Origin of the sequence: Streptomyces sp. H27-H5, assembly GCF_026627505.1 — a bacterium.
Taxonomy (GTDB): domain Bacteria; phylum Actinomycetota; class Actinomycetes; order Streptomycetales; family Streptomycetaceae; genus Streptomyces.
Genome location: NZ_JAPNLK010000013.1, coordinates 11647 through 23832, shown reverse-complemented (window position 1 = coordinate 23832; position 12186 = coordinate 11647). Strand labels below are relative to the sequence as shown.

Below are 12186 nucleotides of genomic sequence, written 5' to 3'. Positions count from 1 at the left end.
CGACCGGTGTCCCCCCTTTCATGAGCGCACAAGGGATATTTCGGACGATGTACAAACTGTTCTTCAACCTCGTCTTCAAGCGCATGGACCCGGAGCAGGCGCACTACCTGGCCTTCCGCTGGATCCGCCTCGCGGCCCGCACCCCGGTGCTGCGGACCTTCGTCGCCGGCTGGCTGGCGCCCCGCCACAAGGAGCTGCGCACCGAGGCCCTGGGCCTGCGCATGCACGGCCCCTTCGGTCTCGCGGCGGGCTTCGACAAGAACGCGGTCGCCATCGACGGCATGGCGATGCTCGGCTTCGACCACGTCGAGATCGGCACGGTCACCGCGCAGGCCCAGCCCGGCAACCCCAGGAAGAGGCTCTTCCGGCTCGTCCCGGACCGCGCCCTGATCAACCGCATGGGCTTCAACAACGAGGGCTCGGAGGCCGTCGCCGCCCGACTGGCCGCCCGCAACCCCGTCTTCAAGACCGTGGTCGGCGTGAACATCGGCAAGACGAAGGTCGTCCCGGAGGCGGAGGCCGCGGCGGACTACGTCGCCTCCACCGAGCGGCTCGCCCGCCACGCCGACTACCTCGTCGTCAACGTCTCCTCCCCGAACACCCCGGGCCTGCGCAACCTCCAGGCCACCGAGTCCCTGCGCCCGCTGCTGACGGCCGTGCGCGAGGCCGCGGACCGGGTGGTCACCGACCGCCGGGTCCCGCTGCTGGTCAAGATCGCCCCCGACCTCGCCGACGAGGACGTGGACGCGGTCGCCGACCTGGCCCTGGAACTCGGCCTCGACGGCATCATCGCCACCAACACGACCATCGCGCGCGAGGGCCTGGGCCTGAAGTCCGCCCCCGCCCTGGTGAAGGAGACCGGCGGCCTGTCCGGCGCGCCCGTCAAGGAACGCTCCCTGGAGGTCCTCAGGCGGCTGTACGCCCGCGTGGGCGACCGTCTGGTGCTCGTGGGCGTCGGCGGCATCGAGAACGCCGAGGACGCCTGGCAGCGGATCCTGGCCGGCGCGACGCTGATCCAGGGTTACAGCGCCTTCGTCTACGAGGGTCCGCTCTACGCCCGCGCCATTCACCGCGGCCTGGCCGCCCGCCTCGCGGACAGCCCGTACGACTCGCTCGCCGACGCGGTGGGCGCCGAGACCCGGAAGGCCTCGCTGTGACCTCTGTGACCCCCTTCGGCGCCCGCCTGCGTGCGGCGATGGACTCCCGGGGCCCGCTGTGCGTCGGCATCGACCCGCACGCCGCCCTGCTGGCCTCCTGGGGCCTGGACGACGACATCGCGGGGCTGGAGAAGTTCTCCCGCACGGTCGTCGAGGCGCTGGCGCGGGAGGTCGCGGTCTTCAAGCCGCAGGCCGCCTTCTTCGAGCGGTTCGGGTCGCGGGGCATCGCCGTGCTGGAGCGGACCGTCGCGGACGCCCGGGCGGCGGGCACGCTGGTCGTCATGGACGCCAAGCGCGGGGACATCGGCTCGACGATGGCCGCGTACGCGGAGACCTTCCTGTCGCCGTCCTCGCCGCTGTTCTCCGACGCGCTGACGGTCTCCCCGTACCTGGGCTACGGCTCGCTGGCCCCGGCGGTGGAACTGGCGCGCGCGTCGGGCTCCGGCCTGTTCGTGCTGGCCCTGACCTCGAACCCGGAGGGCGCGGAGGTCCAGCGCGCCGTGCGCGAGGACGGCCGCACGATCGGCGCGACCATGCTGGGACACCTGGCGGCCGAGAACGCGGGCGCCACCCCCATGGGCTCCTTCGGTGCGGTGGTGGGCGCCACCCTGGGGGACCTGTCCTCCTTCGACCTGGACATCAACGGGCCGCTGCTGGCCCCGGGCATCGGCGCGCAGGGCGCGACCGCGGCCGACCTCCCGGGCGTGTTCGGGGCGGCCGTGCGCAACGTCGTGCCGAACGTGTCCCGCGGCGTGCTGAAGCACGGTCCCGACGCCGCCGCGCTGCGCGCGTCGGCGGCCCGGTTCGCGGACGAGGTCCGCACCGCGGTGGCCTCGGCCTGAGCCCCGACGGGGCGCCGGACGGGGCCGACGTGACGCGGATCACGTCGGCCCCGTCCGCGGGGCGGCCTCGGGGTGCGGAACGGGGCCGTTCGGGGAGTCCCGGACCGGACACGTCGCACTGCTTGACGAAATTCGAACGTCCTTCACCGGACAAAACCGAGGTAGTTTGTCCGTGATGTACGGTTCAGTCAAGGCTGACCAGGACTTTTCGTCCGTTCTCGCTGACGGGAGCGGCCGTGGCCGCTAGTCTCCGACCAGAGTGAACGAGCAGCGATCGAGCACCACCGCTGTTCGGGGGCTCGCCTGGTGTGATGCCTTCCGGCATCCCGCCGGTCCGTATCCGACAGTTCGACATCCGAGGTGACGTAGGCGTGGCTCTTCCGCCCCTTACCCCTGAACAGCGCGCAGCAGCGCTCGAAAAGGCCGCCGCGGCTCGCCGGGAGCGGGCCGAGGTGAAGAATCGACTCAAGCATTCCGGCGCCTCCCTCCATGACGTCATCAAGCTGGGCCAGGAGAACGACGTCATCGGCAAGATGAAGGTCTCCGCTCTTCTGGAGTCCCTCCCCGGCGTGGGCAAGGTCCGCGCCAAGCAGATCATGGAGCGCCTCGGCATCTCCGAGTCTCGACGTGTTCGAGGTCTCGGCTCCAACCAGATCGCCTCTCTGGAGCGTGAGTTCGGCGGCAAGCCCGCCTGAGGCTTCGCACGAAGTTCTCCCGGCGTTCTCAGGCAGTCCCGAGAACCTGGATAATCGCTCTATGGCAGCAGAGGTTCGTCCGCGGCTGACCGTGCTCTCCGGCCCCTCGGGGGTCGGCAAGAGCACGGTCGTCGCGCATATGCGCAAGGTTCACCCCGAGGTATGGCTCTCGGTGTCGGCCACCACCCGCAAGCCGCGGCCCGGTGAGCGACACGGAGTCCACTACTTCTTCGTCAACGACGACGAGTTCGACAAGCTGATCGCCAACGGCGAGCTGCTGGAGTGGGCCGAGTTCGCGGGCAACCGCTACGGCACACCGCGCGGCGCGGTACTGGAACGCCTGGAGAACGGCGAGCCGGTCCTGCTGGAGATCGATCTCCAGGGCGCCCGACTCGTCCGCGAGTCCATGCCCGAGGCTCAGCTGGTCTTCCTCGCCCCGCCGAGCTGGGAGGAGCTGGTCCGCCGGCTCACCGGCCGCGGGACCGAGTCGGCCGAGGTCATCGAGCGTCGGCTCGGCGCGGCGCGGGTCGAACTCGCTGCCGAATCGGAGTTCGACACCACCCTTGTCAACACCTCCGTCGAGGACGTGGCGCGCGAGCTGCTAGCCTTGATGGAAGTTGTCTGATCGTTGATCGATGTTCTTTCGATCGATGTTTGATTCTTCACCCATCTTCGGAAGGTAGAGCGTGTCCTCTTCCATGACTGCGCCCGAGGGCATCATCAACCCGCCGATCGACGAGCTGCTCGAGGCCACCGACTCGAAGTACAGCCTCGTGATCTACGCGGCCAAGCGTGCCCGTCAGATCAACGCGTACTACTCGCAGCTCGGCGAGGGCCTGCTTGAGTACGTCGGCCCGCTGGTGGACACTCACGTCCACGAGAAGCCGCTTTCGATCGCGCTGCGCGAGATCAACGCGGGTCTGCTGACGTCCGAGGCCATCGAGGCCCCGGCTCAGTAAGCACCGAGAATTCCTTTCACCACAGGCCCGGCAGAACATCTGTCGGGCCTGTGGTGTGTCATAGGTGTCAGTGACGTTCCGCGAAGGGGAGTGTGTGGTGGGCAAGCCGAAGGTCGTGCTGGGGGTCAGTGGCGGAATCGCCGCCTACAAGGCCTGTGAGCTGCTGCGTCGGCTGACCGAGTCCGGGCACGACGTACGGGTGGTGCCCACCGCGGCCTCTCTCAACTTCGTCGGCGAGGCCACCTGGGCCGCGCTCTCCGGAAACCCGGCCTCCCAGCAGGTCTGGGAGTCCGTGCACGAGGTGCCGCACGTCCGCATCGGCCAGACAGCCGACCTGGTGGTCGTCGCCCCCGCCACCGCCGACATGCTCGCCAAGGCCGCCCACGGGCTCGCGGACGACCTCCTGACGAACACCCTGCTCACCGCGCGCTGTCCGGTCGTCTTCGCACCCGCGATGCACACCGAGATGTGGGAGCACCCCGCCACCCAGGAGAACGTTGCCACGCTGCGCCGGCGGGGCGCCGTCGTCATCGAGCCCGCCGTCGGCCGGCTCACCGGCAAGGACACCGGCAAGGGGCGACTGCCCGACCCCGAGGAGATCTACGAGGTCTGCCGGCACGTCCTGCGGGGCGCCGGCCGCGCGGACGGCGCCGCCGGCCCCGATCTGGCCGGCCGGCACGTGGTGGTCAGCGCCGGCGGCACCCGGGAGCCGCTCGACCCGGTCCGGTTCCTGGGCAACCGTTCCTCCGGCAAGCAGGGCTACGCCCTCGCCCGCACCGCCGTCGCCCGTGGCGCCCGCGTCACGCTGGTCGCGGCCAACACCGCGCTGCCCGACCCGGCCGGGGTGGACGTCGTACGGGTGGGCACGGCCCTCCAGCTCCGCGAGGCGGTCCTCAAGGCCGCCGCCGACGCCGACGCGGTGGTGATGGCCGCCGCCGTCGCCGACTTCCGGCCGGCCCATTACGCGGACGGCAAGATCAAGAAGAAGGACGGCCAGGAGCCCGAGCCGGTGGCGCTGGTCCGCAACCCCGACGTCCTCGCGGAGGTCTCCGCCGACCGGGCCCGGGAGGGACAGGTCGTGGTGGGGTTCGCCGCCGAGACGGACGACGTCCTCGCGAACGGTCGTTCGAAACTCCGCCGCAAGGGATGTGACCTTCTCGTCGTCAACGAAGTGGGTGAGAGCAAGACCTTCGGTTCGGAGGAGAACGAGGCGGTTGTCCTCGCTTCCGATGGGACGGAGGCGGCAGTGCCGTATGGTCCGAAGGACGTACTGGCCGAGGTGATTTGGGATCACGTCGCGGTCCGATTCGCGCCACGACGCGCCTGAACGGGACGCTTCCGGGAGGCAGACTCCTGGGTCAGAATGGAGTGCCGCAGGTCACACGGCTCCCACAAGGCGAGACGGGTGGTCCGACAGACGGCGGCGACCGATAAACTGCAACTCGGAACGTGATCGGGCGCAGCCCCCGGTGTGGTTCCGCCAAATGATCAGCCAGCAGCCGCTGCAACCCCAGGGAGCGTTGTGTCCCGTCGCCTGTTCACCTCGGAGTCCGTGACCGAGGGCCACCCCGACAAGATCGCTGACCAGATCAGCGACACGATCCTCGACGCGCTTCTCGCCGAGGACCCGACTTCGCGCGTGGCCGTGGAAACCCTCATCACCACCGGTCTCGTGCACATCGCGGGAGAGGTGACGACGAAGGCCTACGCCCCGATCGCGCAGCTCGTCCGCGACAAGATCCTCGAAATCGGCTACGACTCCTCGAAGAAGGGCTTCGACGGCGCCTCCTGCGGCGTGTCGGTGTCCATCGGCGCGCAGTCCCCCGACATCGCGCAGGGCGTCGACACCGCGTACGAGAAGCGGGTCGAGGGCGACGAGGACGAGCTGGACAAGCAGGGCGCCGGCGACCAGGGCCTGATGTTCGGGTACGCCTGCGACGAGACGCCCGAGCTGATGCCGCTCCCGATCCACATCGCGCACAAGCTCTCGCGCCGACTGTCCGAGGTCCGCAAGAACGGCACCATCCCGTACCTGCGCCCCGACGGCAAGACCCAGGTCACCATCGAGTACGACGGCGACAAGGCCGTGCGCCTGGACACGGTCGTCGTGTCCTCGCAGCACGCCGCCGACATCGACCTGGACTCGCTGCTCGCCCCGGACATCCGCGAGTTCGTCGTCGAGCACGTGCTGGCCCAGCTCATCGAGGACGGCATCAAGCTCGACACCGAGGGCTACCGCCTCCTGGTGAACCCGACCGGTCGCTTCGAGATCGGCGGCCCCATGGGCGACGCCGGCCTCACCGGCCGCAAGATCATCATCGACACCTACGGCGGCATGGCCCGTCACGGTGGTGGCGCGTTCTCCGGCAAGGACCCGTCCAAGGTCGACCGCTCGGCCGCCTACGCCATGCGCTGGGTCGCCAAGAACGTCGTCGCCGCCGGGCTGGCCTCGCGCTGCGAGGTGCAGGTCGCGTACGCCATCGGCAAGGCCGAGCCGGTCGGTCTCTTCGTGGAGACCTTCGGCACCGCCAAGGTCGACGTCCAGAAGATCGAGGAGGCGATCGGCCAGGTCTTCGACCTCCGCCCGGCCGCCATCATCCGCGACCTGGACCTGCTGCGCCCGATCTACGCGCAGACCGCCGCCTACGGCCACTTCGGCCGCGAGCTGCCGGACTTCACCTGGGAGCGCACCGACCGCGTCGACGCCCTGCGCGCCGCCGCCGGTCTGTAGGACCCCCGGCGCGGACGCGCCCGTACGTACGGCCCCGGACCCCTCGGTCCGGGGCCGTACGTCGTTGTCACCGGCATTTGGTAAGAATTCGGGTGTGAGCAGCGAGAGCGATTCCGAAGAGCGGCCCGAGGACGGGAGTCCCGGTGGTCCGCCGGAGCAGCTCGCGCTGATCCGGGGGATGGTGGCCGAGGCCAAGGCGACGGCCGAGGAGAAGGCCAAGCCCCGCACCTGGCGGGGAGCGCCGCTGGCCAAGGACCTGCCGATCGCCAGGATCCTCGTCAACAAGGGTGTCCTGCACCTCGACCAGACCTGGGACTACGCCGTCCCCGAGCACCTGGCCGAGGACGCCCAGCCGGGCGTCCGGGTCCGGGTCCGCTTCGGCGCGGGAGAGGGCCGCGTCCGCGACGGACGCCGCGAGGGCGGCGGCCTGATCGACGGTTTCGTGATCGAGCGGATCGCGGAGACGGACTACGACGGGCCGCTCGCCGCACTGGCCCAGGTGGTGTCGCCCGAGCGGGTGCTGAGCCCGCGGATGGAGAAGCTCGCCCGGGCCGTGGCCCAGCGCTACGCGGGCAGCCTCGCCGACGTCCTCCAACTGGCGATCCCGCCGCGCCACGGACAGGCCGAGAGCCGGCCGTCCCCGGAGCCGAGGCCCGCCCCCGGGGTGCCCGAACCGGGCGGCTGGGAGCGGTACCCGGCCGGACCGGGCCTCCTGCGCGAGCTGGCGTCCGGCGCGAGCCCCCGCACCGTGTGGACGGCGTTGCCCGGTCCGCACTGGCCGGACGAGCTGGCGCGCGCGATGGCGACCACCCTGGCCTCCGGCCGCGGCGCGCTGGCCGTCCTCCCCGACGGCCGCGCCGCCGCCCGCGTGGACGAGGCGCTGACCGCGCTGGTGGGCAAGGGGCTGCACACCCTGCTGACCGCCGAATCGGGCCCCCAGAAGCGCTACACGCAGTGGCTCTCGGTGCACCGTGGCTCGGTGCGGGCCGTGATCGGGACCCGCGCGGCCATGTTCGCGCCCGTCCGGGACCTGGGGCTGGTCGCCGTCTGGGACGACGGGGACTCCAGCCACAGCGACGACAACGCCCCCTTCCCGCACGTGCGGGAGGTGCTGCAACTGCGCTCGATGACGGAGGGCTGCGCCTTCCTCCTGGGCGGTACGAGCTGCACGGTCGAGGCGGCCCAACTCGTCGAGTCCGGCTGGGCCCGGCCGCTGGTGGCCGACCGGACGACGGTACGCGCGCACGCGCCCCGCATCCGCACCGTCGGGGACGAACTCCTCGCGCGGGACGAGGCGGCCCGCGCGGCCCGCCTGCCCAGCCTGGCCTGGGAGACCGTACGGGAGGGCCTGAAGACCGGGCCCGTGCTCGTCCAGGTGCCCCGGCGCGGTTACGTGCCCCGGCTGGCCTGCGAGCGGTGCCGGACCCCCGCGCGGTGCGGGGCCTGCGCGGGCCCGTTGGAGGCGCCCGACGCGCGGGAGCTGCACTGCGGATGGTGCGGCCGACAGGAGAGCGCCTGGCACTGCGAGGAGTGCGGATCCTTCCGCCTGCGGGCCCAGGTGGTCGGGGCGCGCCGCACCGCCGAGGAACTGGGGCGGGCCTTCCCCGCCGTGTCCGTGCGCACCTCCGGACGCGACCACGTGCTGGACCGGGTGCCCGACGCCCCGGCCCTGGTGGTCTCCACACCGGGCGCGGAGCCCGTGGCGGAGGGCGACGGCTACGCGGCCGCGCTGCTCCTGGACGGCTGGGCGATGCTCGGCTTCCCCGACCTGCGCGCGAGTGAGGAGGCGCTCCGACGCTGGATCGCCGCGTCGTCCCTGGTGCGCGGCAGCGGCCAGGTCGTCATCGTGGCCGAGCCCACGCTGCGCCCGGTACAGGCGCTGGTCAGGTGGGACCCCGTGGGACACGCGCTGCGCGAGCTGGCCGAGCGCGCCGAGCTGCGCTTCCCGCCGGTGTCGCGCATGGCGTCCGTCATCGGCCGCAAGGAGGCGGTGGAGGGCTTCCTGGCCGCCGCGGACCTGCCGTCGGACGCGGAGATCCTGGGCCCGGTACCGCTGCCGGGGCGCCGCCGGGAGGCTTCCCCGGGCGAGCGGGCGCTGGTTCGGGTCCGGCCCGGCAACGGCGCGGCCCTGGCGGCGGCGCTCAAGTCGGCGCAGGCCGCTCGGCTGGCCCGGGGCGTGTCGGCGGCGGAGTCGGTGCGGGTCAGGATCGACCCGCCGGACATCGGCTGACGCCCGCGCGGGGGCGGCCGGGTCGTTCTCGGCGGAGAGCCGGAGAGCCGGAGAGCCGGAGAGCTGGAGAGCCGGGGGCGTTGGCGGCGCCGGCCGGCCGGGACGTGGAACGCCCCCGGCGGGGCGACCGTTCGGATCGCTCTGCCGGGGGCGGGAACCGCTGTACTGCGGCCGGATCGGCCCGGCCGTCGGGTGTCGGCGTCCCGGCGGCGGGGGCGATCAGCTGTTCCGCGGTCCCGGGAAGGCCGGTGAGCGGGGGACCGACCCCGCCGCGGCTGCGGCCTGGGCCCCCGCCTGCGACTCCTCGCGCACGGGCTGCGGCGGTACCGAGCGGGCTGCGGGGATCGTGGGGAGCGGCCCCAGGGTGCGGGTGGTGGTCGCCTCGGGCTGCGGCTCGGTCGCCTCGACGGGCTGCGCGCGCCGGGCCCCGTAACGCCGGTGCACGGCCTGCTTGGTGACGCCGAGAGCCGAGCCGACCGCGTCCCACGAGAAGCCGAGCGAGCGGTCGAAGTCCACTGCCGCGGTGACCAGCGTCTCGACGCTGTCCCGCAGTTCCTGCGCGAGGCGGACGGTGGGCGCGGGCGCCCTTCCGTAGACGACGAAGCCCGTGGAGGGACCTGAGCGGCGCGGGCGGTACACGTTGCCGAGCTGGGCGGTGAGCGTACGCAGAGCATCCACCTGCCGGCGAACCCGCTCGATGTCCCGCACCAGGAGGTGCAGGCTGGCCCGTGCTTGGGCGTCGTGGGTGGCGTGGTCGGCCATGAAGAAGCCTCTCGAACCGGTGCTGAAGAGCGGAGGAGCCGCAGACACCGGTAGTGATGCGCGGCCCGTTTCGGTCAATCTCTCTTGACCAACGCTCCACCCGGTGCCCAGGTCACGCTGTGGGGGCGTGTCGGCATATGCGAGGGGCGCGCGCGTGTGCGTACGCCCCCTGGGCCCGACCGGCGCCACTCGCCGACAGGACCCGGGGGCCGCAGGTGAGCCGCCTCGCGCGCACCCCCATAGACTGGTGTGCTGCTGACAGCCGAGAGAGCGAGGTAGTAACCGGTGAAGCTCGTCTTCGCAGGCACCCCCGAGGTCGCCGTGCCCGCCCTGGACGCCCTGATCGCCTCCGGGCGCCACGAGGTCGCCGCCGTCGTCACCCGGCCCGACGCACCGGCGGGTCGTGGCCGACGCCTCGCCGCGAGCCCCGTCGCCGAGCGCGCCGAGGAGGCCGGGATCGAGGTCCTCAAGCCCACCCGGCCCCGCGACCCCGAGTTCCAGGCCCGGCTGCGCGAGATCGACCCCGACTGCTGCCCGGTCGTCGCCTACGGGGCGCTGCTGCCCAAGAGCGCCCTGGAGATCCCCCGGCGGGGATGGGTCAACCTGCACTTCTCGCTGCTTCCGGCCTGGCGCGGCGCGGCCCCCGTACAGCAGTCGATCATGGCCGGGGACCAGGTCACCGGCGCGTCCACCTTCCAGATCGAGGAGGGCCTCGACTCCGGCCCGGTCTACGGGATCCTCACCGAGGAGGTCCGGCCGACCGACACCAGCGGCGACCTGCTGACCCGACTCGCCTTCGCCGGGGCCGGTCTGCTGGCGGCCACCATGGACGGGATCGAGGACGGGACGCTGCGCGCCGTCGAGCAGCCTGCCGACGGGATCTCGCTCGCGCCGAAGATCACCGTGGAGGACGCCCGGATCGACTGGAAGGCCCCCGCGCTGCGCGCCGACCGGGTGGTGCGCGGCTGCACGCCCGCCCCCGGGGCGTGGACCGTCTTCCGCGGCGAGCGGCTCAAGCTGATCTCGGTCGGCCTGGTGCCCGACCGCACGGACCTGGAGCCCGGGGTGCTCGCCCCGGCCAAGAACAACGTGTACGTCGGCACCGGTTCGCACGCCGTGGAGCTGCTCTGGGTGCAGCCGCAGGGCAAGAAGCCGATGAAGGGCGCCGACTGGGCGCGCGGGGTGCGGATCGCGCCCGGCGAGCGCCTCGGAGGAGTCGACGTAGGCTGACCTCCGTCGTTCCCCACCCCTGCAGACCCGTAGCACCTCGTACATCCGGAGCACCTTTCACGTGAGCGAACAGCCTCGCCAGCCTCGTCGTCGACCCGCCGCCGCCGGGGGAGGCAAGCCGTCCGGAGGCCAGGGCGGCAAGCCGGGCAAGCCGTACCGCCGGCCGCAGAAGGACCCCGTGCGGATGCTGGCCTTCGAGGCGCTGCGGGCGGTGGGGGAGCGGGACGCGTACGCCAACCTCGTGCTGCCGCCGCTGCTGCGCAAGGCCCGCCAGGACGAGAACTTCCAGGCCCGCGACGCGGCGCTGGCCACCGAGCTGGTGTACGGGACGCTGCGCCGCCAGGGCACGTACGACGCGGTCATCAAGGCCTGCATCGACCGACCGCTGCGGGAGGTGGACCCGCCGGTGCTGGACGTGCTCTCGCTCGGTGCCCACCAACTGCTGGGGACGCGGATCCCGACGCACGCGGCGGTGTCCGCGAGCGTGGAACTGGCGCGGGTGGTGCTCGGCGACGGGCGCGCCAAGTTCGTGAACGCCGTCCTGCGCAAGATCGCCGCGCACGACCTGGACGGCTGGCTGGAGAAGGTCGCCCCGCCGTACGAGGACGACGCGGAACAGCACCTGGCGGTGTACCACTCGCACCCGCGCTGGGTCGTCAGCGCGCTGTGGGACGCCCTCGGCGGGGGCCGCGCGGGCATCGAGGACCTCCTGGAGGCCGACAACGAGCGGCCTGAGGTCACCCTGGTGGCGCGGCCCGGACGGTCCACCACCGAAGAACTGTTGGAGGCGGTCGGCGAGGACTCGGCCCTGCCCGGCCGCTGGTCCCCGTACGCCGTGCGGATGGCCGAGGGCGGCGAGCCGGGCGCGCTGGAGGCGGTGCGCGACGGGCGCGCCGGCGTGCAGGACGAGGGCAGCCAACTGGTGGCGATGGCCCTGGCGGCGGCCCCGATCGAGGGCCGTGACGCCCGGTGGCTGGACGGCTGCGCCGGCCCGGGCGGCAAGGCGGCCCTGCTGGCGGCGCTCGCCGCACGCCGGGGCGCCTTCCTGCTGGCCTCCGAGAAGCAGCCGCACCGGGCGCGCCTGGTGGAGAACGCGCTCGCCGGCAACCCCGGCCCGTACCAGGTCATCGCCGCCGACGGCACCCGCCCGCCGTGGCTGCCGGGTTCCTTCGACCGGGTCCTGATGGACGTCCCGTGCTCCGGCCTCGGCGCCCTGCGGCGACGCCCCGAGGCCCGCTGGCGGCGGCGCCCCGAGGACCTGGACCGCTTCGCGCCGCTCCAGCGCGGCCTGCTCCGGGAGGCGCTCTCGGCCGTCCGCGTCGGCGGGATCGTCGGCTACGCGACCTGCTCCCCGCACCTGGCGGAGACCCGGGTGGTGGTCGACGACGTCCTGAAGGGGCGCGGCGCCGGCGCGTCGCCCGTCTCGGCCGAACTGATCGACGCCAGGCCCTACATGGCCGGCGTACCGGCCCTGGGAGACGGCCCGGACGTCCAGCTCTGGCCGCACCTGCACGGTACGGACGCCATGTACCTGGCACTGCTGCGCCGCACGGCCTGAGGCCGGCCCGCCGCCCCCGGTC

Annotated in this window: 11 protein-coding genes; 10 read left to right on the top strand and 1 reads right to left on the bottom strand. The window is 72.7% G+C overall.

The genetic code is table 11. The features are described 5' to 3' along the window. Window positions 1-47 precede the first annotated feature (47 nt). The 8 genes from OTB19_RS08535 to OTB19_RS08500 all read left to right on the top strand — a co-directional run bounded on the left by OTB19_RS08535 (window position 48) and on the right by OTB19_RS08500 (window position 8614). On the top strand, window positions 48-1157 hold the full coding sequence (locus OTB19_RS08535) for a quinone-dependent dihydroorotate dehydrogenase (RefSeq protein WP_267797437.1): 1110 nt from the start codon (window positions 48-50) through the stop codon (window positions 1155-1157). Beyond that, complete coding sequence (gene pyrF, locus OTB19_RS08530; RefSeq protein WP_267797436.1) at window positions 1154-1999, top strand: orotidine-5'-phosphate decarboxylase; 846 nt, start codon at window positions 1154-1156, stop codon at window positions 1997-1999. Before OTB19_RS08535 ends, pyrF begins: the two co-directional genes overlap by 4 nt. 371 nt (window positions 2000-2370) lie before the next feature. Continuing rightward, complete coding sequence (locus tag OTB19_RS08525) at window positions 2371-2694, top strand: integration host factor (protein WP_053676615.1); 324 nt, start codon at window positions 2371-2373, stop codon at window positions 2692-2694. 61 nt (window positions 2695-2755) lie between these two features. Next, a complete protein-coding gene (gene gmk / locus OTB19_RS08520; RefSeq protein ID WP_053676614.1) occupies window positions 2756-3319 on the top strand; it encodes a guanylate kinase in 564 nt (187 codons plus the stop codon). Window positions 3320-3380: 61 nt separating this feature from the next. After that, window positions 3381-3653, top strand: a complete 273-nt coding sequence (rpoZ, locus tag OTB19_RS08515) for a DNA-directed RNA polymerase subunit omega (RefSeq protein ID WP_030879741.1) — start codon at window positions 3381-3383, stop codon at window positions 3651-3653. A 97-nt stretch (window positions 3654-3750) separates the two neighbouring features. Then, window positions 3751-4980 carry a bifunctional phosphopantothenoylcysteine decarboxylase/phosphopantothenate--cysteine ligase CoaBC gene (gene coaBC / locus OTB19_RS08510; RefSeq protein WP_267797435.1) on the top strand — a complete coding sequence of 410 codons (1230 nt, stop codon included), beginning with the start codon at window positions 3751-3753 and terminating at the stop codon, window positions 4978-4980. Between the two features lie 195 nt (window positions 4981-5175). Further along, entirely contained in the window at window positions 5176-6384 is a 1209-nt protein-coding gene (gene metK / locus OTB19_RS08505) for a methionine adenosyltransferase (RefSeq protein WP_267797434.1), read from the top strand. 94 nt (window positions 6385-6478) lie between these two features. Continuing rightward, window positions 6479-8614, top strand: a complete 2136-nt coding sequence (locus tag OTB19_RS08500; protein ID WP_267797433.1) for a primosomal protein N' — start codon at window positions 6479-6481, stop codon at window positions 8612-8614. A 219-nt stretch (window positions 8615-8833) separates the two neighbouring features. Here the strand turns inward: OTB19_RS08500 and OTB19_RS08495 are convergent, their stop codons facing one another. After that, window positions 8834-9376, bottom strand: a complete 543-nt coding sequence (locus OTB19_RS08495; protein ID WP_267797432.1) for a hypothetical protein — start codon at window positions 9374-9376, stop codon at window positions 8834-8836. A gap of 285 nt (window positions 9377-9661) precedes the next feature. On the opposite strand from OTB19_RS08495, the gene fmt reads away from it, so the two are divergent. Together fmt and OTB19_RS08485 are read left to right on the top strand one after the other, a co-directional pair. After that, entirely contained in the window at window positions 9662-10606 is a 945-nt protein-coding gene (gene fmt / locus OTB19_RS08490) for a methionyl-tRNA formyltransferase (RefSeq protein WP_267797431.1), read from the top strand. A gap of 61 nt (window positions 10607-10667) precedes the next feature. After that, window positions 10668-12164, top strand: coding sequence for an RsmB/NOP family class I SAM-dependent RNA methyltransferase (locus tag OTB19_RS08485; RefSeq protein WP_420716811.1), 1497 nt, complete (start codon window positions 10668-10670; stop codon window positions 12162-12164). Window positions 12165-12186 lie beyond the last annotated feature (22 nt).